A 23,887-nucleotide genomic window follows, 5' to 3' on the forward strand; every position below is an offset into this window, starting at 1 on the left:
GAAAGCTTGTATTTTTCATACAATTCGACAAGATACATCCCGAGTCAAAAATAAAGTTGCCAGGACGCTTCAATATGCAAACGCTAATTGCCAGTATTTCCAAACGAATCCGTCAAGTGTATCAGAGGGCGGAAGGATTTATTGAAGATGAGCGTGAATTTCCCTTATCGCAAGTCTTCCTGAACGCAACCTTTCAGCGCTTTGTCACAGACAATGTCGATGCACTAAAAGACTTGCATGCAGACCTACATGACGACTGGCTGCGTCTTTACGCAACACTGGATTATAAAGGTCTGAATGTCACTTTGTCGGTAGATTTGAAACTGGTACAGATGGAACTGAATAAAACCACCCAGTTGATCGTTTTCGAGCAGATTAGTGATACCCAGCTGATTGAAGCCAAATACCCGAATATGCTGTATAAACTTGGCGTACGTTTTGGCCTGTTCTTTTATCAACGGGTCTTGGACAAAGATCCTTTGGGCATGATTCTGGAAAAACTGGGTGTGATTAAAGTCATCGATGACTTACTCTATCTGGATTTAAATCGCTGGTTAGGCAAAAGCCGATCCGTCATTGATACCTTGGGCAAAGTTCATGTCAATCATGCGGTGCTTCGTGAAGCGGAACTGGTGGTGATGGGTAATGTCAATCTTGCAGCCCTGTTTAAAAAACTGTCTCAAGATCAGGAAGACTACTGGGATGAAGAAGACATGGACGACAACCGGGTCACACCGATCAAACAGAAAGATCCCTCTTAAATTGTGCCGCATCTAGTTTTTGAACAAAAGTTCAATAAAACTACATGAAATATACATTTTTGCCAGATATGTCCCTTCAATATCCATATTTTTCCCAAATAATAATGGATACAAGAAGTGATATGTTTTGCCCGTTTAAGCAATTATAGGAAAATAACTGATGGCGAAGACTGTATTCAAAACTTTAGTGATGACCACGGGTCTGAGCAGCGCAATACTGTTCACTGGTATTTCTAGCCAGGCTTTTGCCATGACTCCTTTCCAGGCCAGTTATCAATTTAGCTATAATGGCAAGAACATGGGTTCTGCAACACGGACTTTAAGCAAATCCGGCAATAACTGGACTTACGTCTTTGCGGCAAAAGCTGGTGGTGTAGCCTCGGCAACCGAAACCAGCCGTTTTACTATTAATAATGGCAAGATCGGTTCAAGCAGTTTCAGTCGCAGCAGTAAAGTCCTGGTGCATAACAACACCCTGAGTATCAATTTCAATCCTGCGGCCAAAACCATCAACACCAAAAAGGACAAGGAGACCCATTCATTTGCCTGGAGAGCAGATGTTCTGGATGAACTGAATGCAGAGCTACAAATTCGTGAAGATTTGAAAAGATCAGGTTTGAAAGCAAATTACTATATTGCCGATGCCAAAGAAGTTGAAGCTCGTAAGTTTGTGAAACAGGGTTCAGAAACTGTTAATACCAAATATGGCTCTTTCAACACCATTAAAGTGGTGATGAAACATAGCAAACCGGGTCGTGAAACCATCTTCTGGCTAGCACCAAAACTTGACTACCTCCCAGTCAAAGTTTCGCATGTAGACAAGAAAACGTCCTATGGTTTGCTATTAACCGATTATAAAGGTGTAAGCAACTAAGATTTTGTTGAATTTCGCTTGATTTTTTCCGGGTGCTTTTTACAATACGCTTTTGCTTTAAAAAGCACCTGCTCTTGAGGATTCTCCCGTGCATGCACTAGAACAGAAAATCTTGGCCGAAGGCATCGTTCTTTCTGAAGAAGTTTTGAAAGTAGATTCTTTCTTAAACCATCAGATCGATCCAGTAATGATGCAGCAGATTGGCCAGGAATTTGCCCGTCTGTTTAAGGATGCTGGTATCACCAAAATTATTACGATTGAAGCATCAGGTATTGCACCTGCAGTGATGGCAGGTTTAGAACTTGGTGTGCCTGTAATCTTTGCGCGTAAATACCAGTCGTTGACCCTGAAAGATGATTTATATCGCTCCAAGGTATTTTCTTTTACGAAACAGACTGAAAGTACCATTGCGATTTCAAACAAACACATCAGCGCAAGCGATAAAGTTTTAGTGATTGATGACTTTCTGGCTAACGGTCAGGCAGCTCTCGGTCTGGCTGACCTGATTCATCAGGCAAATGCGGAAGTGGTCGGTATTGGTATCGTGATTGAAAAAGCATTCCAGCCTGGTCGTGACTTGCTGCTTGAAAAAGGCTACCGTGTTGAGTCACTCGCGCGCGTGAAGTCTTTGGCGAATGGTACTGTTGAATTTATTCGCGACTAAGTTTGCCCGTAAATCTCTAAAAGAGCGCTTATGCGCTCTTTTTTATATATGGTCTTTGCAATTATTCACTTCATCATAAATCCAGATCATCATCTTCATTAAATCCCGGCTTGCACAGCCTGTTCCAATTTTCTGATACATGAACCAGATCGGTTAACTTATCGTACATATCAAGCTGTTATAAGATACATTAATTTTTCTATCCGACGAATAAACAACAATTTATTCTAATGTTCTTATAGAATAAAGAGGCCTAACTATCTGCCAATAGTTAGACCTCCCTGTTCTGGGTGAGATTAAAACTACTTCACGGTGACTGTGATACTGCCCGTATTCACAGCGCCCATAGCAGTCGTTTTGATACTATTGTTGATAGAAGATTCTGTTCCGCCTGTAAGCACATTTACAGAGGCATTAACAGCACCGGCATTATAGGCAATGTTCGCTACACTATAATTACTTAACGTTTGATTGATTTCTTCACTATAGTTAGTACTTAGTGAAGAACTCACAGTTTCTGAAACATCTGAAGTATCCGCAACTTCTGTTAGCTCCTCTAGAGTTTCAGAATTATTCATTGCACTGGTTGCTTCACTGAAGTCATAGTTATATGTTTCATCTGATACGTTTGATACAACCTTGTTGAAATTGCCCTGTTCGATACTGATACTACCTGTATTCGCAGCACCCATGGCTGTAGTTTCGATATCACCTGTAGTTGAACTAACCGCGTCCGCAGCCTCTCTTGTAGCAGTCGCTGTTGCATCTAGATTGACACTGGCATCAACGTCAGCAGTATTCACTGCCAGGTTCAGCGCAGAGCCATTTTCTACCTGTTGGGAAATAGAGTCCAAAGTAGCCTGTAAACCACTATTTACCTCTACATTTGTATCACCGTCAGCAGCATAGGCCATACCTGCACCAGATAGCAAGGTGACGGATAAAGCTAGTGTTTTGATCGTGTTATTCATCGTTATTCTTCCTACTTTTGTTTTAAAGTACCTCTCGCCCGGTACTTCTTTTTAATCAAGGGAGCGAGCCCGTCGTTACTGGCCAATTAATCTCGTTGATAGCTGGACCAGTAATTTTCTACTACCTCTGGATTGACATCCCATAAGCTGGATGACTTCTCCTCGTCTTTTTCTTTGTCCGCTTTTTCTTGAATCTCTTTTTTGTCATTCATTTTGCTTGTCGAAGATGAACGCTTCGTCTTACTGATATATTTAATCAGCTCCTGTTTGCTCATTTCAGGATCCGCTTCAGGATTCTGAATCACCTCAGATTCTTTGTTTTTGGGCGACCTGGTATCTTTACTGGGTGTGTTGGTGGATTTATTTTTTTCATTGGACGAGTCTGCTTGAGACGAGGTCGTTTGTTGAGCCGAACTGTTTGACGCTGTATTTTTTTGTTGCTGGTTTTTCTTGTATTTATGCAGAGCAACAGAGCTGCGGGTTAAGTTCAATTGACCGAACTCAGGCGGTATTTCCGCACGGCAGCTTTCAAATACTGCCGGTGGGACGACCTGACTCAGCAATTCAAAAGTTGCCAGATTCAGCATTTGGCGCAAGGCAAAATTGGTGGCTTCCCGCTCGCCTTTCCCGATCTGAATATTTAATAATGTACGTCCGGCAAATCTGCCCGCCCCGATTCCGTAATCCTGCGCAGCAATTTGTTTTTGCAGCGAAACATTACCCACCACCCTACTGCTACGCGTGTCGGTAAGAGATAAATCCAAACCGACCATAATCCGGGTTTGACCGTAATTCGGGCCGACCCCTGCAATCTGCATGTCAAAACCGCCCCCTGGAATAAAATCCAGGCTGTTAATACTGCCCGTGACATAATAATCAGATGCCTGAATCTGTTTGGGGTCACGAATCCCCCATTTGGCTTCACTTTCGATAATACGGGGATCACGCCGGTTCATTAAACTGACGCCCGCCTGAAACAGGGCAGACTGCACCATGTCTCCGGCACCCTGGGTCACCATTTTGCCGCTACCGCCATTGGTCACTACATCTTTACCGGTCTGATCTAGAATTGCACCCACAGAGAAACTGACATCACTACGTAATTGCCCTTTCAGGCAGGACAGGGCCATATCAAACGGGGTAAAAATATCGGTAATCGGTGGACCTTGTACCAGTTTGACAGGCTTTTTATTGGAAGCCGCCAAGCCCGTACAGCCTGTGAGCAAAGAGCTGAAAAGAACTGTAACACTCACCCCGCATATCATTTTTCTGCTTAAGGGAGAATTCAGCATGATGACTCTCCCTTCTGATTACTTAAATTAGGACATTTCTGCTGATTTTGACTGGTATTTGAACTGACCGGGGCTTCATTCAACAGTTCACTGGATATGTCTACAGTGTTGCCGGAACCATCGACATTAATGTTATTGGTTGGGGTATTGACCGTACCGATAGAGCTTGTAGAGGTACTGTAGATCGTGGTTTTGCCTAATCCGGAATAATAATCTGACTCCTTGAGCTCAATCAGGTTTGCTTGGGCCAGGTTTTCGGCGGAACGCGAGGGAGAGGCTTTCCAACGCTGACTCCACTCATCAGAGGTTGCATAGGCATTGTTTATAAAACATAAACAAAATAAACCCATATTGATCAATAGTATTCGCATCATATTAATATCCTCTGACCCAAGATGCTTATTCAATTTTTAATTTAGTAATATTTAATTTATCTGACAAAATATTAAATCACAGAAAAATAAAAAATGTACCGCTTATCCCTACCGGTCTATTTTTTACTTATATTTACACAATATGTAATTGTTTTTAATTAATATTTTTTGATTTGTCTATAAATTGTGATTTGTAAGAAAACATTATAAAAATAATTTTTAAATAAAAAATTTATTTGAAAAACTTTATTTAAATAATATTTTTTTTATCTTAAAAATAATAAAGAAATCCTCTTATAAATTCCGAAATTAATATTTTAAAATTATTTAAAATGCCATAAATTTTGATTTTATTAGAACTTCTAAATAATTATGATCAAATTCAAATATTATTTAAAATATGATTAACCGATCACACTCTAAATTATTTATAAAGAAAGCTGCAAATAAAGGCACTTTTTAGAGGCAATATCTCAAATTGGCTATTGCAGGCTTTTGCTCTGCAGAGTTCTCTGCCGCTCCATCTTGTAGGATTCAGTTACTTAACCTTAGGCGAGATCCAGTCAATCCTGTCCATATAGGGAGAATATCAAGGAGGAACAGATTCGATGATCTGGTGGCTTTTTATGGCTTCAACTCACCCAGCAATCTACCCAAACAGATTAAGAAAAAATTATTTACAGCTGAAATACAATGTTTTAGCTTTAATTCAACTAAAATCGGGCAAATGGAAAATCTCCCTGATAATAGAATTCAAAAAAGTCATACGAAGTAACTTGAATGGACTGAATAACTGTTTATAGGGAGGACAATCTCAGATCACCTATGAGCTTAAGAAAAGCAAATATCAAATGTTGATGGAACAAATCTATGCAATGTCCTAAATGTGGCTCAACAAACATCGAACAACGCAATCACGAACAGAATTTAAAGAAAATTGGTGGCATTCTCATGAGTTCAGCGGGTGCAACTGCGGGAACTGTGGGTGGCGCTGCTTCAGGTGCCTCCATTGGCGCTGCGATTGGTACGGTAGCCGGACCTTTAGGTGTAATTTTGGGTGGAACGGTGGGTACTTTCGTAGGTGCGATCAGTGTGGGCATTACCGGGGGTGTGGTCGGTAATTTTCTGGGGAAAAAAGCCGGGGTTTCCGTCGACCGTAATCTGTTTCAGGATTATCAGTGTCTGAAATGCAAATTCAGATTTAGCCAAAAAGATCAAAAAGATCAAAAAGATCAAAAAGATCAAAAAGATCAAAAAGATCAAAAAGATCAAAAAGATCAAAAAGATCAAAAAGATCAAAAAGATCAAAAAGATCAAAAAGATCAAAAAGATCAAAAAGAAGCTTAATAAAATTCAGGAAATGAAGTTCTTACTTCATTTCCTGTGAGTGTTTGATCAGGCTCGATTGAGTTTCAGCACGACTTCACCCAGACGTTTGCCCTGCTCTTCACACAGAATTTTTTCATCCTGACTTAAGCCCTGATCATGCCGTGGCCCGCTAACATGACTCGCACCATAAGGCGTACCGCCAGTTTTGGTATTCGATAATGCCGCTGTGGCATTGCTGAGCCCCATGATCATCATGCCATGATGAAACAACGGTGGCAGCATAGTCAGCAAGGTACTTTCCTGTCCGCCATGCATGGAACCTGATGCTGTAAACACGCAAGCCGGTTTGCCATGCAAAGCTCCATTCAGCCACAGACTCGTGGTCTGGTCCCAAAAATATTTCATTTCAGAGGCCATGTTGCCAAAACGGGTGGGTGAACCCAGCGCCAGGCCAGCACACTGTGCCAGATCTTCCAGACTGCAGTAAATATCACCTTCTGCCGGAATACTGGGTTCCGCTACTTTTACCATGCTGAAAATATTCGGAACTGTCCTGATTTTTACTGCCACCCCTGCCGATTCAATTCCATTGGCAATCAGATGTGCCATTTCTCTGGTTGAGCCATATTTGCTGTAATATAAAACAAGGACATAAGGTTGCATAATGGTTCGTATTTATTACTTAAAAAAATAAAACTATACGATACTTTGCAACTTTTTTGGTTAAGCTGATGATGAAAATTCATGATGATTAAAAAAATTGAGATTGGATGCAGATGATTGTTAAGTATTTAAAGAAATTACCTTTCTATGAAAAACACTGGTTTCAATTTGTTTTATTTGTACTTCGACGCTTTGAAGCAGACCGCTGTCGCGAACAGGCAGGTTCCCTGACCTATACCACCCTATTTGCGGTGGTGCCGATGCTGACGGTTTTCCTGGTGATTATTTCTTCAATTAAAGCATTGGAACCTGCACGGCAGCAATTGCAGCAGTTGATCTATAGTAACTTTTTGCCCAAAACCACCATTGCCTTTGAGAAGGCCCTGAATGCCTTTACCGATAAATCCAGTAATTTAACCATCATTGGTATTCTGTTTTTGTTCGTGACGACAGTACTGATGCTCAGCAGCATTGAAACTGTTTTTAACCGCATTTGGCGCGTAACTGAAACGCGGGGCGGGATTATAGGCTTTATGCGTTACTGGACCATCATTTCGCTCGGACCGATTTTACTGGGCAGTGCATTTGTGATTTCTTCGGCCGTTGCCTCCCTGAGTATTCTGAGCAACAACTTTGCCGGTTATGAGCTAAATGGAGCCTTTGTCCTCTGGGCCATTTCCTTTTCATTAACTGTACTCGGATTTTTCATTCTAAACTGGACCATTCCGAATCGCAGTGTGCCGATTAAATCTGCTTTTATTGCAGGCCTGTTTAGTGCCGTGGTGTTTGAACTGCTGAAACACCTGTTCGGGTATATCATGTCCAACTTCACCAGTTACGAAATCGTCTATGGTGCCTTTGCTGCTGTGCCGATTTTCCTGCTGTGGATTTATCTGTCATGGATTATCGTGTTATTGGGGGTAGAGATCAGTTATGCTCTGACCGCTTTTGAATCAGGTAAGGACAATAAGCGCCATCCAATCATTATGTTGCTGGATCTGTTAGAACTATTTTATAAAAAGCAGAAAACAGGAGAAAGCATCAGTGAAGCCGAAGCGCTTGACGTCTTGGGTCGGGATGAAATTGGCCGCTGGCCGAGCTACGTCGCCATGTTCGAAAAGCAGAATCTGATCAAGCGCACCGATGATAATAAATATGTGCTGGTTCGTGATCTGGATCAGGTCAGCTTCTGGAATTTCTATCTGCAATTGCCTTATCCACTACCCCACAAAGACCAGCTCACCAATGTGCAGACAAATGACATCTGGATGAAAAATTTCTCGCCTAAATTACAGGAAACCGATCAATATCTGGAAGAAAAGCTGAGTTTTCCATTATCCGAACTGTTCCAGCATAAATAAAAGAAATCCTCTCACTTGAGAGGATTTTTTAACTGGTAGCTGTAGATTTCCAGCAGACTATCGCGCCTGCAGTCACCAAGCCAGTACCCATCCAGAAACTGAAGTCAGGCCTGATATTCAGAATCAACATGGACAGGACTGAAGAAAGAATCGGCATAAAATAGGTGGCTAAAATCAGCACCTTGATGTTGCCAAACTGCAGACTCTGATTCCAGTTACTATAGGCGATGCCAATCAGGCTCCCCACCACCGCAGTTCCCAGCCATAGCTTAACTGATGGCATGATAAACGGTTCATCCAGCCCCAGATGCAAAAGCCATAAGCTGATCACGGCAACTACAAAGAAAATCGGTACACCATTTTGTCCCCGGCCATATGTTCTGGTCAGGACGCAATAGCAGGGCCACAATAAAGCACCGAGAAAAGCGAAACCATAGGCCCAAGGATTTTCAGCTAAAATCCGCAGCAATTTTGGTAGATTGGTGATATCTGGATTGACCCACCAGCATCAGCCCTACCACGGCAAGCAGAAAGCCTGGAATCACCCAGAGGCGGGCCTGTAACTGCCGGGCAAAAATCGAAAAGACAATCATCAAGGGAGGCTATAGATAATTAATAATGGCAATCAGCATGACCTGTTCACAATGATCCGCCCCATGCTACAGCAACCAGAAACAGAATCTCATAAGCCACAAATAAAGCCCCACAACCGAACAGATAGCGCTTGGACATTTGCGTGATTTTTGGAATACCGGTGAGTGCCAGAATCGCCAGACTGCTAAAACTATAAATTAAGGCAACCCCCTGCACGGAACTGGTGGATTCGGTAATCAGTTTCACTACGGCCACCAGACTGGCCCAGATCAGTATTGATGACAAGCCAATCCAGGTGGCCAAATTTACAGACCAGGTTTTCATGCTTGCTCTTGAATGCGTCTATTGCTATTTGGTTTTTTCAGCCATCCCTGCAAGCTGACTAGAATCACGCCCAGCATGACCATACAGGTACCAATAATAAAATTGCTTTCGATATGTTCATCCAAAATCAGCACCCCGAATAGCATGCCAAATACAGGGGTCAAAAAGGAAAACACCCCAAGCCGTGATGCCAGATAATGTTTTAACATCCAGAACCAGATCAGATAACTGGCAAAGGAAATCACCACGGTATGAAAAATCAGACTGGAAATAAACAATGCCGTCCATTGAATGGCTGCTTGCCCAGTCAGAACAGCCAGAGGCAGTAACAGGATGCCGCCCATCAATAATTGATAAACAGTGTCTGGGTCGCAGGTGCTTCCGCCAACCGGCTCAGACGTACACTGACTGTAGTGGCTGCCCAGAATATGCCACCGAGTAAAGCCAGGAAATCTCCCCATAAAGCATCGCCTTGTAAAGCTGATGCTGTTTGGGGACGCAACAAAAAGCTGACCACAATGCCGCTAAAGGCCAGAAAAATCCCGCCCCACTGCATGGCAGACAAACGTTCTGCCGGCAATTTCCAGCTCAAGCCCAAAGCCACAAAAATGGGTGCGGTATAGAGTAAAACAATGGTATGCGAGGCTGAGGTATAACGCAGTGCTTCTCCAATCAGATAAAACTCGGTCGCAAACAGCACACCCACCAGTAGTCCTGCAGGCAAATAGCTTACATTCCAGAGTTGACAGCGTACACTTTGCGGAATCAAGGGATAAACCATCAGCGCAGACAAGGCTGAACGCAAAGCAATTTGCATCAAGGCTGAAATATCACTGGCAGCCCACTTCAGCACCACCTGTTGCAAACCCCACAACATACACAATACAAACATGGTGGCAGATGCTTTGGCATCTAGCGCCTGACGCTGTTTCACACTTCCTCCTGTGACCGCTTAAAAATGCTGACCATAGTCTTCTCTGCCACAAAACAACATTTTTCCATTATCTTGCAAGGCATTTAAAAGGCTTAACGAAAGATAAAAAAGGACTGCATTTGCAGTCCTTTAAATCGAACAATAAAACGTCCGGCTTATTTAACAAAGGTCGTCCAGACATAATCCTGAGACTGGCCTTTCAGGGTCATTTTCAACTGATCGCCTGCGTGCAATGCCGCCACACCTGCGGGTGTACCCGTCATCACTACGTCGCCTTCTTCCAAAGTAAAGACCTGACTGATATCTGCCAGCAAGGTGGCAATATCAAAAATCAATAAAGCGGTATCACCTTTCTGACGCAGTTCATCATTCACTTCCAAAGTGTAGTGCACATCTTTCCAGTCTGTGATCACATCGGCGACCGGAATCCAGTCTGACAACAGGCATGAGCCGTCAAAGGCTTTGGCACGTTCCCAGGGCTGGCCTTTTTTCTTGAGATCATCCTGTAATTCACGCAAGGTCAAGTCCAGACCTAAAGTCACGGCGCCCACAGCTTCAAGTGCTTTTACAGGGTTGTTTTCTTTACTTAAGGTCCGGTCAATACGCAAGCTGAGTTCACATTCATAATGGCAGTTACCCCATTGCGGATTCCATGCAATCCCTGCCTCAAGTGAACTTAAGGCACTCGGCGGTTTGATAAATAATACCGGACGATCAGGAATCGCATTTCCGAGTTCTTTGGCATGATCGGCATAACTGCGACCCACACAAACGATTTTGGATGGACGTGTGCTCATGATCAAAACTTCCCTTTGCTAGATATCTGAATTATTTTTTAAATGTATTCTCGAATATGCTTTGTTCAGTACTGTCCTTAAAGGCACGTTTTGGCACAATGATGACGGTACGGTTTTTCAATTCCAGCATATAGGTCAGTTTTCCGACAGCAAAATTCTGCACTTCACTATACGGCACCAGCTTGCTACGCTCATTATTAAAAATTTCAGCATAGTCCTGATACAGATCAATGCCCTGTTCACTTTTACCAAACTGATATTTAACAAACTGGCGCTTAAACATCATCGGCAGGAACCAGTAACGCATAATGCCTTGCAGGAGCAGAAAGAATGCTCCCAAAGCCACGTAATAACGTCCGACCCCATCAAAGCCCATCGAGAAACCCCAGATAATAATTCCAATACTGACCAGCGGTGTCAGAAAACGTGAAATCTGCTTTTTGCCAAAAGTCGCCAAGGCAAAACCATCCTGAGATTCCTCTAAAGTCAGAAAATAACGGGTCGATAAAGTCGGTGCTGACTCAGTCATAGCATCACATCAAAAATAAAATCTTGCCCAATACTATAGCAAAATATACAAAGCGCTTACGGCCTGTTGCATCAATTACATAACTTTGCTTTGGAAATACGTGCATTTGGTTTTAAATAAACAGCAATTAAAACAAAAAATATGCAACAGGATGCTGAATGAACGGATTAAAGCAATGCATAGTCATCGGTACCCTTTTGGGAACAGCGGCCACAGCACTGGCCAGGATTATCCCCTGGAATGCCGAACTGCCGAGCAGTCTCAGTGCGTATCAAGGCAATGCTCAACAATTGGCAGAGTTAACCGGTGAGCGGATTCTGATTTATGCACATCCATCAAGTCATACTCGGCTTCCCACCTTAAATAGTAATGCAGCCAGCAGGGCTCAATATTATAGTGCCGCTGTGGTATTACCTGTGGCTGAAGCTCAGGTTGAGAAATTACTGCAACATTATCCCAATTATGTAGGTCTGTTTCCGACCTTAAAGTCGGCCAAGGTGCTGGAGCAGCAGGGTTCGATTCAGCAGGTCAAATATCAGGTACATATTCCGACCCCAATTCCGGTCTTGAACTTTAAAGAAACCGTGGTGATGCAGCATCATCTGGGTGATAACAGTATCAGCACCCTGATTATTGATGCCCCGATTCCCTATGGGGCAGGAAAACTGGAATGGTTTGCATTGGGTTCGCACAAAACCTTGGTGACAGTCACCCAATGGGGCGACCTGAATCAACCCAAAGGTTTTCTGTTCAGTAAAATTCTCAATGCACTACCAGAAGCCAAACTTGGCATTCCTCCCAGTACCAATGCATTCCTGCTGGAAGCACTGCAACAACGCTTTAAAGCCGAGCATGCTGCTGCACTAGCGACCTCAGTTCCACAGCTGAAATTCACTCCTCAACAGCTACAGAAAATAGCCCAGCTCAGCCAGAAGTCCGGCCAACCGGTCAGTTTCATTTTGCCGAACTATCAGGTCAAAGAAGGAAAAACGTCAGAAAATTTAAGATTTAGCAGTACCTATCAATATTTTGCGCATCCGGTCGAAAAATTGCGGCCCTGGTTAACGGCTGAAGCGACCCAGCAACTGTTTCCTCGGCAGATCAAGAAAGTCGAACTCAATCCGGTGAATACCCAGAGTGTGGATGCCAATTATAAGGTTTCGGTGGGCTTAGGGGTGATTCAGATTCCATTTAACTTCAAGATGCGTTTTTACCAACCCGATTCCCTGCAAAATCAGTTTAATGCCAATGGCGGCGACTTAAAGTTTGTCAAAGGTGGCATGCGCTTATTGCCACAATCACAAGGCACGTTATTTCAAATCACCAGCAGCATGAAGATTCATGATCAGGCACCGTTCTTATTAAGAGCCATGCGCAGTATGCCTTATCACGACGTTTTGCCTGCAGTGGGTGGCAATACCGTTTATGCATTGAAAGTGCAGCAAAAATTAAGATGATGAGGAAACAGGCAGTTATTGGTTTTTTATATGAAAAATTTAAAAATCACAGACGTAAAAAAACCGCATCACTGTGCGGTTTTTTCAGAATTCTTCTCAAGATTGGTGCGCTCAGAGAGATTCGAACTCCCGACCCCTTAGTTCGTAGCCAAGTGCTCTATCCAGCTGAGCTATGAGCGCGACGTCTTGATGGGGTGCATTATACGAGTTTTTTCATCCTTGTTAAGTGTTTTTTAATAAAACCACAACTGAATGTACAGTAATTAAACGATGCAGCAATATTTACAAATTTCTGCTGAAAACTTCTGCGGATTTAGAGTTAAAAGCACTTAATCAATTCAAGCAGCAAACCGGATTTTCTAAAGAATCACAGCATGGCGCAATAAGTCCGCTATCAAGATTCTAAACTAGGCATCTACCTAGAGTAAAATTCAAACATAAAAAGACCTTCGGTCTTGCATGATTTATCACTCGGCTATTGTTCCAGTTGTTACCTCTCCTGCCTTTTGATAATGCGTAAACACAACACCATTTGAACTGGCCAGGTGATCTGTCAACTGAAAAGCTGCGGGTATTGATTCATCACTAAACAAGCGTTTGCCAACCCCCAGGATAATTGGAAAAGTCAGCAGACAAAGTTCATCCACAAGCTCATATTTAAAAAGCTCCTGTACTACGGCAGCACTACCATAAACGCGAATATCCCCATCTCCTAATGCTTTAAGATTGATCACATCATCAATACTTTTCAGAAAAAGGGTATTTTGCCAGTCCGAGTACTCCAGACTGCTAGACAGAACATATTTATTGACGTCATTAATTCCTGGCCAGTCTTCAGTGTGCTTGGGCCAGTAAGCTTTAAAAATCTGAAAGGTATTTTTTCCCAAAAGAATATCGCCGGGCTGCATCCATTTTTGCATAATGACATCAAATATGGGATCAGGTTCAACCGTAAAATACGGTGCCACCCAACCACCATATTGAAAACCACTGGATGTATCTTCTTCTGGGCCGCCGGGCGCCTGCATCACGCTATCTAGGGTCAGAAATTCCTGGACAATGATTTTTCTCATCACGATTGCCTTTATTTTTATTGACTGGCTTGGACTTATTTTTAGCACGTGCTGTATATGGTTTCTGTAAATTTTAGGCACAAAAAAACCGCAAGATATGCGGTTGATTGTTCAAGTTGGTGCGCTCAGAGAGATTCGAACTCCCGACCCCTTAGTTCGTAGCCAAGTGCTCTATCCAGCTGAGCTATGAGCGCGTAACTTGTGTGCCTAGGTTGGCTATACGTTTTTCTGCTTAACTTACTTGGTGCGCTCAGAGAGATTCGAACTCCCGACCCCTTAGTTCGTAGCCAAGTGCTCTATCCAGCTGAGCTATGAGCGCGTGATATAAGTAAGCGTGGCGGTGAGAGAGGGATTCGAACCCTCGATACAGTTACCCGTATGCGTCCTTAGCAGGGACGTGGTTTCAGCCACTCACCCATCTCACCGTAACGTGCGGCCATAATACAAATTTCGGCATGGCACTGCAAGCGCAGTATCAAAAAAAAGTGCATATTTTTGCTCGTTTACATACTTTTTAAACGATTTCGGTATTTTTCGTGCATTTTGCTGATAAAAAAACTGCAGAAATGTCCAGTTATCGAAAATTAACAGAAAATTGAAAACTTAAACGGATTATTGCAATCATTTACGTGCAGTCTGTGCACACATGTTTTATGCTAATCCTATCTCCTAAGATAAATTTAAAGACATGATGAAAAACTGGGTCGATCCTGAAGCAAAAGCTGAAGCCGAACGTTATGACAACCCTATCCCAAGCCGTACGCTAATTTTAGAAATCATCGAAAAGAACAATGCCCAGTCGCATGCAGACCTGGTGGAACATTTCGAAATTGCAGATCAAAAAAGTATTGATGCGCTGAGTCATCGTTTAATTGCGATGGTTCGTGATGGTCAACTCATGAAAGATGGTTATAAATTTCAGATTGCCGTCGAACAGCCTGAATATGAAGCAACGGTTTATATCAATTCCCGCGGGATGGGAACTGCCAACATTACTGGCCAGGACGATCTATTATTGGCTGAGCGTGAATTACGCCAGGTCTTTAATGGTGACCGTGTCAAAGTACGTCAGACTTCGGTAGACCGTAAAGGCAAGGCCTGGGGTTATATTACTGAAGTTATACAGCACCGCGTTAAAGAGATCATCGGTAAGGTATCTCTCTATGATGGTGAATACTTTATCCAGCCGGCCAGCCCGAATGCGCATCAGCCGATTACCCTTGAGAAAGAACTGATTGAACATGCCCAAGTCAATCTGGGTGATTCAGTTCGTGTGGCGATTGATCGCTATCCGACCCGGGAAGAATTTGCGACGGGTCATATTGTGCAGTCCATGGCGGACAAGGCCGATACCGAAATCATTATTCCGCAAACCATTTTAGAATATGGTCTGCCTTATGAATTTCCGGAAGAAGTCATCAAAGAAGCCGAAAGCTTTAAAGAGCCAACCGCAAAAGACCGTGAAGGCCGGGTTGATCTGCGTGATTTAGCCTTGGTCACGATTGATGGTGAAGATGCACGTGACTTTGATGATGCGGTTTATGCCGAAAAACGTCCGGGTGGTGGCTATCGTGTGGTCGTGGCGATTGCCGATGTCAGTCATTATGTACGTCCAGGCAAACCACTGGATGATGAAGCTCAAGAACGCGGAACTTCTGTCTACTTCCCGCATTTCGTTTTACCGATGCTGCCTGAAGCACTGTCAAATGGCCTGTGTTCTTTAAATCCAGCGGTTGACCGTTTATGTATGGTCTGTGATTTAAAACTGTCACGTGCTGGCCGCGTTACCGGTTTTGAGTTCTATCCGTCTGTAATGCACTCCAAAGCACGTCTGACTTATGATCAGGTCGCACAGTATCTGGAAGGCGACAGCCAAGCCATTACCGAAGACCGCGAAGTTCGCAAGTCAATCAACACCCTGTTCCAGCTCTATCAGGTCCTAAAAGGTTTACGTGCTGAACGTCATGCCATGGAATTCGAAACCGTTGAAACTTACATGACCTTCGACGAACTTGGCGGAATTAAAGAAATTTTGCCACGCACCCGTAATGATGCGCATAAGCTGATTGAAGAATGTATGTTGCTGGCCAACGTTGCAGCCGCAGAATATGCATTGAAAAATGAAATTCCGATGTTGTACCGCGTGCATGAGCCACCTGAGTTCTCGCGGATTCAGAAAGTCCGTGACTTCGTCAAGCTGCTCGGTTTGAAATTCCCTGAACAGCCAACTCAAGAAGATTATCAGGCGGTCATTGAAGCGACCAAAGACCGGATTGATGCGCCAAGCATTCATGCAGTGTTATTACGCTCCATGATGCAGGCCTATTATGGTGCCAACAATGCTGGCCATTACGGTCTGGCTTATGAAGCCTATACACATTTCACTTCACCAATTCGCCGTTATCCGGATCTGTTATTGCATCGTGCGATCAAAGCGCATTTAAATCACAAGCCATCTCCGCTTTCAGGTGGTGCTTTAGAGGAAGCCGGTGCACATTTCTCTGCCACAGAGCGTCGTGCAGATGAAGCATCGCGCTCGGTGACGACCTGGTTAAAATGTCATTATATGCAGCAGCATCTGGGCGAAGAATTTGTCGGCATCATTAGTGCGACGGCAGAATTTGGCCTGTTTGTGACGCTAAAAGACCTGTATGTCGATGGTATGGTGCATGTCAGCCAGTTGGGTGATGACTTCTTTGTATTCGATCAAAGCAGTCAGAATCTCGTTGGCCAGAACCGTGGACAAGTCTTTGGTTTAGGCGATGAAGTCAAGATCAAGGTGGCTGGCGTCAATCAAGAAGAGCGCAAGATCGACTTTGAACTGGTGCAGCAGCTCAGCCATGGCGGCCGTGCCATTCGTGCCCGTGCACCGCGCGTGAGCGAGAAAAAACCGGTTGCACGTCCCGCCGCGAAAGAAGAAGTGTTTGGCAATAATGAACGTGAGTCTAAATCTAACCTGAATGCCGATGGGGAACAGCCCATACGACGCAAAAAAGGTAAAGGAAAGCCCAGCTCTTACAGCAAACAGCCTGTTAAAAAATCTACAGCAAAGCCTGAAGCAAAGGTTAAAGATAAAGTAAAGAAAAAGGCCAAGGTCAAAAAGAAAAAGGCGAACGCGAAAGCCAAGACTGAATAATTTTGACTGTTAAAAAAGAGCGCTACGGCGCTCTTTTTTTATTTAAACTTTACGGCCACAAATAGCATCAAGTTTTTTGGTCTCATTCTAGCGACTCTGCTTTATTTAGGCCTATCATTTTACTTTGATGTATTATATCAAAGCCAAGATTGATAATTGCATGCTCGTCGAACAAGATACGGTAACGACCTAGGTTCTACTTTTTATTTTTATCCTCCCTACTCTTTATTTTTATCCTCGGGATTAATCCCATTTTATCTGTCTCGGTTTCACACCTTGATTTTCGGTGATTCAAAATCCATCCCAGCGACAGCCATCCGATCGAATGCATACAAAAATAGCGTGGCCTATTATTAAAACGCCCTCTGCCAAAACGCGTATCTTTAGACTTAATTTTTCCGAATATCAATTCTATAAAGATGCACTACTTAAAATAAAACTATCGATTATCCAAGGCCGCCTCGGAACTTTGGCTCAAGATATCCGAACCATAGAGCAAGTACAAACAATACAGAGTAAATAGCAACTGAGGCTTGATTTCTCTATCAAGAAGCCTTACTTGTAGAACTAACACTGAAAATTAATTTGGCAGACCAACATGACTTTAGAAAAGGCAACTTTGCCTGTTCCACAATTTGATCAGATTACGCTGGCAGAGCTAAAGCAAAAAATTGAAAGCTGTATCGCCGAAGGACAAAAATTCCTGAATGAACTCACTGAAACCCCTACTTCTGTACAGGAGCAGCTGGCTACACTGGAACATGTCGACACGCTCGAAAACAATATGAGTGAGTCTTGGGGCATCCTGTCGCATTTAAATGCAGTGATGAATAACGCGGAAACCCGAGAAGTCTATCAGGCACTCTTGCCGAGTCTAAGCGAATACTATACGCAACTGGGTCAACATACGGCGCTGTATCAGACCTATCAGCATATTCATGACGCGTCGATTTTTAGCGAACTCCCCGCAGCACAGCAAAGCGCGATTAAACTGGCCCTGCGTGATTTCAAACTGTCTGGTGTGGCTTTAGAAGGTGAAGCTAAAAAACGCTTTGCAGAAATTTCTGCGCGCCTGTCACAATTGTCTTCAGACTTCTCCAACCATGTGCTGGATGCAACTCAAGCTTATTTCAGACCGCTCAATGAAGATGAGTTAGCAGGCTTATCTACAAGTAATATTGAGCTGTTAAAACAATATGGTCAGCAACGCGAGCTGGATCAACCGGTGGCTACGCTGGACTTCCCGTCTTATCTGGCGATCATGACCCATGCAGAAAACCGTCCTCTGCGTGAAGAACTGTATAAGGCTTATACCACTCGCGCATCGGATCAGTCTGAACAGAGCGAGTTTGACAATACCGCCTTGATCGAAGAAATCCTCAGTCTGCGTCTGGAAATGGCAAAACTGCTTGGCTTTAATAATTATGCGGAATTGTCGTTAGCCAGCAAAATGGCACCGGGTGTGGAAGCAGTCGACGAATTCTTGCGTGATCTGGCAGAGCATGCCCGTGCACCTGCAGAGAAAGAAATTGCTGAGCTGAAAGCGATTGCTGCTGAAGATGGCATCAGTGATCTGCAACCTTGGGACAGCAGCTATTATTCCGAAAAGCTGAAAATGCAGCAGTTTAACCTGTCACAGGAAGCGCTTAAACCTTACTTCCCTGCACCGAAAATCCTGCAAGGCCTGTTCAGTATTGTCAATCGACTGTATGGCATCCAGGTGATTGAACGTGCCGCACCGGTTTGGCATCCAGATGCACGTTATTTCGAACTGGAAGATCAGGGTCAGGTGATTGGCGGTTTCTATTTCGATCTGTATGCACGCCAAGGCAAACGTGGCGGTGCCTGGATGAGCGGTTTCCGTTCGCGCATGCAAACCAGTGATGGCCTGCAAAAACCGATCTGCTATATGGTGGGTAATTTTACCCCACCCGTCGGTAGCCGACCTGCGCTACTCACTCACGACGAAGTGATTACCCTGTTCCATGAATTTGGTCACGGCCTGCATCATATGCTGACTGAAGTGGACAATATTGCGGTCGCAGGTACCCATGGCGTGGCATGGGATGCCGTCGAGCTGCCAAGCCAGTTTATGGAATTCTGGGCTTGGGATCAGGAAAGTCTGGATCTGCTCAGCGAACACATCGAAACCAAAGAATCCTTGCCAGCCAAGTTACTCAAAGCCCTGCTCGATGCACGTTTTTTCCAGTCTGGCATGCAAACCCTGCGTCAGCTTGAATTTGCCCTGTTTGACCTGAGTATTCACCGTGCCAATCCGGCTCTAAATGCCGCACAAGTTCAGGCTACCCTGAACGAGATCCGCCAAAAGTATTCGGTTCTACCCACTACTGACTATAACCGTTTCCAGCACAGCTTTAGTCATATCTTTGCCGGTGGTTATGCAGCGGGATATTATTCTTATAAATGGGCCGAAGTTTTGGCCAGTGATGCCTTCGACCGCTTCGAAAACGAGGGTATTTTTAACACCACCACCGGAAAGCAGTTTAGGGAAAATATCCTCGCAGTTGGCGGAAAAGATAAAGCACTTGACGCATTTATCAATTTCCGCGGACGTGAGCCAAAAATAGATGCATTGCTGCGTCATCAGGGTTGGACGAATAGCTCTAAAAACGCTTAAACTAGCTTTTTAAGTTGATCACAAGGTGAGTATGATGACCATTAAACGTCGTTTCATTGCAGGCGCAAAATGTCCAAAATGTCAGGCGTTGGATCGCGTCGTCATGCTAACCTCTGGTGCAGATGAATGGATCGAATGTATTGAATGTGGTTATGAAGAAAATCGTCCCACATATGTTGACCAACCAGAAACACCAGCTGTTCCAGATGAAGTTGGCGTGATTCAGTTTAAACCTCGTTCTGTAAAATAAAAATCAAGGTTCAAGCTATGTCAGTAGAACAAAGAAATAACCCCAAACTTTTAATGGGGATTATGGGGGCTTTAGTTACTGTCGTTGTATTGGTGTTGCTATATCAATGGTTGAATGCATCTTCCGGTGAAGCTGAAACGGAACGCATGCATCAGCAGGATATCGCGGCTGTTCCGACGGTCAAACCTACGGCGAACACTAAAGAAGATACGGCGGCAGCGAAAGCAGTTGAGGCTAGTGAAAGCAATGCACTGGTATCAGATCAGCTGTTAGATGCACCCGTACCCGAGAATGCCAGTCTGGCCAAAGAAGAAGTGGCCAAATTAGAGGACATTCAAGTTCAGCTCAATGAACAAAAGGTGACACTGGATGCGCAGCACCAAGATGTCGACCAGTTGATCCAACTAAAAGAGGAACAGATCAAGTTACTTGAAGCACAACTTGCTCAAAGCCAGTAAATCTCCACAGCATTTCAGCTAGAATCTCATGAGATCTTCTAGCTCAGTTGCTTTCATGTCTGTCTCTACCGCTCCACATCTGCTTAAAGCCATTCTTTTACTGACCTGCTCTGCTTTTCTATTTTCAGTCATGGGCGTGTGTATCCGTTATGCCTCAGCAACGGTTGATAATACTACCATAGTGTTCTTTCGCAATTTTGTCGGACTGTTTATTTTCCTGCCCTTCATTTTCAATAAAGGTCTTGGCTTTTTTAAGACTGAAAAACTGTGGATGCACACCTGGCGCGCAGTAGTTGGCCTGATTGCCATGTACGGCTTTTTCTATGCCATTGCCCATTTGAAACTCTCCAATGCCATGGTCTTTACCTACTCTTCCCCGATTTTTATTCCGCTAATTGCCTGGTTATTTCTCAAGGAAAAAATCACAGCAAGTATCTTAGCTGCCGCTGCCATTGGTTTTGTGGGAGTACTCTGTGTCGCCAAACCGGATTCGGGTTTATTCGATCTGATGTCAGTCATTGGTTTGAGTGCTAGCTTTCTGGCAGCAATGGCTTTTGTTACGGTTCGAGCACTGACCAAAACTGATTCACCGGAAAAAATCGTATTTTATTTCTGTTTTATTGGCACCCTGATTTCAGTGATTCCGATGTTCTGGTTATGGCGGCCTTATACTCTGACAGAACTCGGCTATCTGATCACTGCTGGCCTTTTGGCCAATTTCAGTCAGCTCTTCATGTCCAATGCCTATAAGCTAGCTCCGGCAGGACAGATTGGACCCGTCAACTATGTGGCGATTTTCTTTGCCGGCATGTGGGGCTTTCTGTTCTGGCATGAAGTTCCGGACCTATATAGCCTGATCGGGCTTGGTCTGATTTTCTGCGCGATTCTGCTGTGTAGCCCGATACTGCAAAAGCGCCTAGATTCATCCAAGATCTGATCAAGAAATTCAAATCAAATAAAAAAGCACCCGTAGGTGCTTTTTTATTGTTTCTCTTTTATGAATACCAGCCGAACAGCTTAAAGATATAAGGTACATAGGCAATGATCAGCATCGCAGGCAGCAGCACAATCACCGGCAAAATCCAGCGTTCATAACGGTAGTAGAAGGACAGATGCCGTACTTCTGCATCCGCTTCGGCCACCTCGGCATCGCCAATTGACTGTCTGGCCAGCAGATGATTCAGTGCAACCGGAGGCGTCACATAACCCAATTCAAAGCCAATCAGGGTAATCATCCAGAAATGTACCGGATGAATGCCATATTGGTAAGCCACTGGAGCAACCGTCGCCGAGATCAGAATCACCGCGCCGAATGGATCCATGATCATCCCGACAAAAATCATCAAACCGACAATCAGTGAAATCACCAGAATGGTACTGCTGATATCAGTCGGGAAAGCTTCCATAATTTCCATACGTTCCAGCAAGCCACCCACACTCACTGAAAGTGCCATCAGGATGACCAGCGCACCAATATGCCCCACGGTCTCACTGGTAGAAATATGCATGGATTTCCAGAAACCGACATGACGCAAAATTTTGGTCGCTTTTGAACGCTGTACACCATGATCAACAGCCAGTTCTTTGCCCTGTTGCTCGCTATGTTCAGCTTCACGATATTCTGCATTCGCCGCAGCACCTGCTGTCGCCAGTTCAGGGATTGTTCGCGAATTTAAAGATGCGGTCAAGGTTTCATCCCAATGCCCCACTGCCGGTAACGGCGCAGGTTCATGGCGTAACTTGTCGAACAGAACAATCATCAGCAGAATCACGGGCATCATCACCGGTGCGGTAAATTCATTCAGATTAGTCGACAAGGCATATTTGTAGAATAACCAGATCAGAATAAAAATCACGATATAAGGAATAATCGCAATGAAGGCACGACCAGATTGAGGAGCTGCTACAGTTGGCGCAGCAATGCGGAATTTGTTTTCTGCAATGAACAGGGAAATTACCAGAAATAAAGACGAGCTGAGCAGGAAGACATAGATCCCGTAGTGATATAGCAAGTCGGTGGTCACTTCTTTATTCAGTGATGCCACCACGACAATCAGCAGGCAAGGACGTAAGACCACGCCCAGTGAACCGGACATTGCGGTAGCGGCCAGTGCAAACTGACGGCGTCCACCCGCATTCCAGACCTCCTTGTAAATGATTGCACCTGCGGCAATCACGAAAATCCCTGATGCACCGGTATAGGCAGTCGGTAATGCAGCTGCCAGCAAGATTAACCAGGTCAGGGTTTCAGGAGCCAGATTCCAGGGACGCAGAATGTTCAGGAACATATCCACGACACGGGTCTGTTTCAGCAGCATCCCTGCCCAGATAAACAAGGCCAGATTCAGGAAGATACTGGAAAACTCTACCAATTGACCAAGGTAAATCCCCTGTCCCATTGGATAGTCCATAAAGAACGTGAAGTTTATTCCGGTGATAATGGCCATATAGGCGTACAGCGGCACACTTAGAAAGGCCAGACCAAAACTGCCACCCTCACGCGTCGGTTTTGGCTGTTTGATCACTTGATACAGGCTGATCAAGGTGAGCGTGCTAAACAGAATCATCCACAGCCAGTAGATGTACTTCATCTCCCCCATCGGCACGCCCGAGTTCAGTACAGACTGATACTGGCTATAGGAGGAAAATGCCAGAAAAGCATTACCGGCCAGCATCGCCACCGAGTAGACTCTAAAATCGATACGCGTGCTCGGACTGCGTAAACCAATATGATGGGTTTTTAGGGTGGCGCTGATTGCAGCAAAAACCACCATGATGACCAGGAGCAAAGCCCGGTTTTCAGTACCGAACTTGAAGATTCCAAAGAAAGAAGTTTCAAAAGTCCGATAAGCCCGAATACTTGGATGTGCTTCCACATGCTGAATGGCTTTGTCATAAAACAGGTAGGATTCTTCACAGACCTGCTGTGCCTGTAACACCGCAGCACGGACATCCGCTTGCGAACGTACCCCGAAGAAATCGGCATATTCATCGGCCGCATCGGCTTTCATCTGTTGCTGAACACGCTGATCGACATTGATATTGCGTTCACATTGTGGGCGTGTCGGTTCAGCACGTAAAAATGAATATTGCATTCCGCTTGCCTGATCGCCGTAAATACGCTCGCCCATACGCAGCAACTGGCCGTGAATCATTTCCCCGGTGCCGATAATCAAAGTGAGCAAAAGTAAAACCAGCACGACAAAGGTCGAGATCCACTCTGTCCATATATAACGCAACAGACCTAATCCTGATCTGTTTTGATCATCATTTTGCATATGTTTTCCTATTATTGTTTTAGCGGCCTGACGCTTGGTCCAGATCGCTGATCTTGCCTTCTGCTCCCGAAAATTCCTTTTCAAAAGTCAGGATATTTATTCTATGTTTTGAATCTGCATGAAAACCGGC

General features: G+C 44.3%; 19 protein-coding genes, 4 tRNA genes and 2 pseudogenes. 11 read left to right on the forward strand and 14 right to left on the reverse strand.

The genetic code is table 11. The features are described from left to right. Positions 1-74: 74 nt before the first annotated feature. From KUG37_RS03635 to KUG37_RS03645, 3 genes are all read left to right on the forward strand, one after another. Positions 75-761 carry a hypothetical protein gene (locus KUG37_RS03635; RefSeq protein ID WP_216934607.1) on the forward strand — a complete coding sequence of 229 codons (687 nt, stop codon included), beginning with the start codon at positions 75-77 and terminating at the stop codon, positions 759-761. 160 nt (positions 762-921) lie between these two features. Next, positions 922-1,635, forward strand: coding sequence for a DUF3108 domain-containing protein (locus KUG37_RS03640; protein ID WP_216934606.1), 714 nt, complete (start codon positions 922-924; stop codon positions 1,633-1,635). An 88-nt stretch (positions 1,636-1,723) separates the two neighbouring features. Beyond that, positions 1,724-2,299, forward strand: a complete 576-nt coding sequence (locus KUG37_RS03645) for a xanthine phosphoribosyltransferase (RefSeq protein WP_216934604.1) — start codon at positions 1,724-1,726, stop codon at positions 2,297-2,299. A gap of 302 nt (positions 2,300-2,601) precedes the next feature. On the opposite strand, the gene KUG37_RS03650 is transcribed toward KUG37_RS03645, so the two are convergent. The 3 genes from KUG37_RS03650 to KUG37_RS03660 all read right to left on the reverse strand — a co-directional run bounded on the left by KUG37_RS03650 (position 2,602) and on the right by KUG37_RS03660 (position 4,933). Continuing rightward, positions 2,602-3,270 (reverse strand): hypothetical protein, encoded by a 669-nt coding sequence (locus KUG37_RS03650; RefSeq protein ID WP_216934602.1) that lies wholly within the window; start codon positions 3,268-3,270, stop codon positions 2,602-2,604. An 86-nt stretch (positions 3,271-3,356) separates the two neighbouring features. Beyond that, complete coding sequence (locus KUG37_RS03655; RefSeq protein WP_216940184.1) at positions 3,357-4,562, reverse strand: CsgG/HfaB family protein; 1,206 nt, start codon at positions 4,560-4,562, stop codon at positions 3,357-3,359. Next, a complete protein-coding gene (locus KUG37_RS03660; RefSeq protein WP_216934645.1) occupies positions 4,556-4,933 on the reverse strand; it encodes a hypothetical protein in 378 nt (125 codons plus the stop codon). Before KUG37_RS03660 ends, KUG37_RS03655 begins: the two co-directional genes overlap by 7 nt. An 873-nt stretch (positions 4,934-5,806) precedes the next feature. Between KUG37_RS03660 and KUG37_RS03665 the strand changes: the two genes are divergently transcribed. Continuing rightward, positions 5,807-6,283 carry a hypothetical protein gene (locus KUG37_RS03665; RefSeq protein ID WP_216940185.1) on the forward strand — a complete coding sequence of 159 codons (477 nt, stop codon included), beginning with the start codon at positions 5,807-5,809 and terminating at the stop codon, positions 6,281-6,283. 48 nt (positions 6,284-6,331) lie between these two features. Here the strand turns inward: KUG37_RS03665 and wrbA are convergent, their stop codons facing one another. Further along, positions 6,332-6,928, reverse strand: a complete 597-nt coding sequence (wrbA, locus tag KUG37_RS03670; protein WP_216934598.1) for an NAD(P)H:quinone oxidoreductase — start codon at positions 6,926-6,928, stop codon at positions 6,332-6,334. 113 nt (positions 6,929-7,041) lie between these two features. Between wrbA and KUG37_RS03675 the strand changes: the two genes are divergently transcribed. Next, entirely contained in the window at positions 7,042-8,289 is a 1,248-nt protein-coding gene (locus KUG37_RS03675) for a YihY family inner membrane protein (protein WP_216934643.1), read from the forward strand. Positions 8,290-8,317: 28 nt separating this feature from the next. On the opposite strand, the pseudogene yddG reads toward KUG37_RS03675, so the two are convergent. The 4 genes and pseudogenes from yddG to KUG37_RS03695 form a co-directional block, all read right to left on the reverse strand. After that, positions 8,318-9,207, reverse strand: a pseudogene (gene yddG, locus KUG37_RS03680) (aromatic amino acid DMT transporter YddG). Beyond that, positions 9,204-10,141: pseudogene (locus tag KUG37_RS03685) on the reverse strand (DMT family transporter). Before KUG37_RS03685 ends, yddG begins: the two co-directional pseudogenes overlap by 4 nt. A gap of 155 nt (positions 10,142-10,296) precedes the next feature. Then, positions 10,297-10,938, reverse strand: a complete 642-nt coding sequence (locus KUG37_RS03690) for a fumarylacetoacetate hydrolase family protein (protein ID WP_216934596.1) — start codon at positions 10,936-10,938, stop codon at positions 10,297-10,299. A gap of 31 nt (positions 10,939-10,969) precedes the next feature. After that, complete coding sequence (locus tag KUG37_RS03695) at positions 10,970-11,467, reverse strand: YcxB family protein (protein WP_216934594.1); 498 nt, start codon at positions 11,465-11,467, stop codon at positions 10,970-10,972. A gap of 158 nt (positions 11,468-11,625) precedes the next feature. On the opposite strand from KUG37_RS03695, the gene KUG37_RS03700 reads away from it, so the two are divergent. Next, the gene (locus tag KUG37_RS03700) at positions 11,626-12,924 is read left to right on the forward strand and encodes an SRPBCC family protein (protein WP_216934592.1); all 1,299 of its coding nucleotides are present in this window, start codon (positions 11,626-11,628) and stop codon (positions 12,922-12,924) included. A gap of 103 nt (positions 12,925-13,027) precedes the next feature. Here the strand turns inward: KUG37_RS03700 and KUG37_RS03705 are convergent. The 5 genes from KUG37_RS03705 to KUG37_RS03725 all read right to left on the reverse strand — a co-directional run bounded on the left by KUG37_RS03705 (position 13,028) and on the right by KUG37_RS03725 (position 14,422). Beyond that, positions 13,028-13,104, reverse strand: a tRNA-Arg gene (locus KUG37_RS03705). A gap of 287 nt (positions 13,105-13,391) precedes the next feature. After that, positions 13,392-13,997, reverse strand: a complete 606-nt coding sequence (locus KUG37_RS03710) for a dihydrofolate reductase family protein (RefSeq protein ID WP_216934590.1) — start codon at positions 13,995-13,997, stop codon at positions 13,392-13,394. A 117-nt stretch (positions 13,998-14,114) separates the two neighbouring features. Beyond that, a tRNA-Arg gene (locus tag KUG37_RS03715) sits at positions 14,115-14,191 on the reverse strand. 48 nt (positions 14,192-14,239) lie between these two features. Next, positions 14,240-14,316 (reverse strand) — tRNA-Arg (locus tag KUG37_RS03720). 16 nt (positions 14,317-14,332) lie between these two features. After that, positions 14,333-14,422: transfer RNA gene (locus KUG37_RS03725), tRNA-Ser, on the reverse strand. A gap of 263 nt (positions 14,423-14,685) precedes the next feature. On the opposite strand from KUG37_RS03725, the gene rnr reads away from it, so the two are divergent. The 5 genes from rnr to KUG37_RS03750 all read left to right on the forward strand — a co-directional run bounded on the left by rnr (position 14,686) and on the right by KUG37_RS03750 (position 21,416). Next, the gene (rnr, locus tag KUG37_RS03730) at positions 14,686-17,133 is read left to right on the forward strand and encodes a ribonuclease R (RefSeq protein WP_216940186.1); all 2,448 of its coding nucleotides are present in this window, start codon (positions 14,686-14,688) and stop codon (positions 17,131-17,133) included. Positions 17,134-17,716: 583 nt separating this feature from the next. Next, positions 17,717-19,771 carry a M3 family metallopeptidase gene (locus KUG37_RS03735; RefSeq protein WP_216934641.1) on the forward strand — a complete coding sequence of 685 codons (2,055 nt, stop codon included), beginning with the start codon at positions 17,717-17,719 and terminating at the stop codon, positions 19,769-19,771. Between the two features lie 40 nt (positions 19,772-19,811). After that, the gene (locus KUG37_RS03740; RefSeq protein ID WP_216934639.1) at positions 19,812-20,021 is read left to right on the forward strand and encodes a YheV family putative zinc ribbon protein; all 210 of its coding nucleotides are present in this window, start codon (positions 19,812-19,814) and stop codon (positions 20,019-20,021) included. A 17-nt stretch (positions 20,022-20,038) separates the two neighbouring features. Then, positions 20,039-20,479 carry a hypothetical protein gene (locus KUG37_RS03745; RefSeq protein WP_216934587.1) on the forward strand — a complete coding sequence of 147 codons (441 nt, stop codon included), beginning with the start codon at positions 20,039-20,041 and terminating at the stop codon, positions 20,477-20,479. Positions 20,480-20,534: 55 nt separating this feature from the next. Then, entirely contained in the window at positions 20,535-21,416 is an 882-nt protein-coding gene (locus KUG37_RS03750) for a DMT family transporter (RefSeq protein ID WP_216934586.1), read from the forward strand. A gap of 58 nt (positions 21,417-21,474) precedes the next feature. On the opposite strand, the gene KUG37_RS03755 is transcribed toward KUG37_RS03750, so the two are convergent. Further along, the gene (locus KUG37_RS03755; RefSeq protein WP_216934585.1) at positions 21,475-23,757 is read right to left on the reverse strand and encodes a TRAP transporter large permease subunit; all 2,283 of its coding nucleotides are present in this window, start codon (positions 23,755-23,757) and stop codon (positions 21,475-21,477) included. Positions 23,758-23,887 lie beyond the last annotated feature (130 nt).

This window comes from Acinetobacter sp. BY419, from assembly GCF_019038395.1.
Classification (GTDB): Bacteria; Pseudomonadota; Gammaproteobacteria; order Pseudomonadales; family Moraxellaceae; genus Acinetobacter.

Coding starts and splice junctions, on each gene's coding strand:
- KUG37_RS03755 (WP_216934585.1), bottom strand. CDS start 23,757: ATGCAAAATGATGATCAAAACAGATCAGGATTAGGTCTGTTGCGTTAT.
- KUG37_RS03640 (WP_216934606.1), top strand. CDS start 922: ATGGCGAAGACTGTATTCAAAACTTTAGTGATGACCACGGGTCTGAGC.
- rnr (WP_216940186.1), top strand. CDS start 14,686: ATGATGAAAAACTGGGTCGATCCTGAAGCAAAAGCTGAAGCCGAACGT.
- KUG37_RS03655 (WP_216940184.1), bottom strand. CDS start 4,562: ATGCTGAATTCTCCCTTAAGCAGAAAAATGATATGCGGGGTGAGTGTT.
- KUG37_RS03650 (WP_216934602.1), bottom strand. CDS start 3,270: ATGAATAACACGATCAAAACACTAGCTTTATCCGTCACCTTGCTATCT.
- KUG37_RS03635 (WP_216934607.1), top strand. CDS start 75: ATGCAAACGCTAATTGCCAGTATTTCCAAACGAATCCGTCAAGTGTAT.
- KUG37_RS03695 (WP_216934594.1), bottom strand. CDS start 11,467: ATGACTGAGTCAGCACCGACTTTATCGACCCGTTATTTTCTGACTTTA.
- KUG37_RS03660 (WP_216934645.1), bottom strand. CDS start 4,933: ATGCGAATACTATTGATCAATATGGGTTTATTTTGTTTATGTTTTATA.
- KUG37_RS03710 (WP_216934590.1), bottom strand. CDS start 13,997: ATGAGAAAAATCATTGTCCAGGAATTTCTGACCCTAGATAGCGTGATG.
- KUG37_RS03690 (WP_216934596.1), bottom strand. CDS start 10,938: ATGAGCACACGTCCATCCAAAATCGTTTGTGTGGGTCGCAGTTATGCC.
- KUG37_RS03750 (WP_216934586.1), top strand. CDS start 20,535: ATGTCTGTCTCTACCGCTCCACATCTGCTTAAAGCCATTCTTTTACTG.
- KUG37_RS03700 (WP_216934592.1), top strand. CDS start 11,626: ATGAACGGATTAAAGCAATGCATAGTCATCGGTACCCTTTTGGGAACA.
- KUG37_RS03675 (WP_216934643.1), top strand. CDS start 7,042: ATGATTGTTAAGTATTTAAAGAAATTACCTTTCTATGAAAAACACTGG.
- KUG37_RS03665 (WP_216940185.1), top strand. CDS start 5,807: ATGCAATGTCCTAAATGTGGCTCAACAAACATCGAACAACGCAATCAC.
- wrbA (WP_216934598.1), bottom strand. CDS start 6,928: ATGCAACCTTATGTCCTTGTTTTATATTACAGCAAATATGGCTCAACC.
- KUG37_RS03745 (WP_216934587.1), top strand. CDS start 20,039: ATGTCAGTAGAACAAAGAAATAACCCCAAACTTTTAATGGGGATTATG.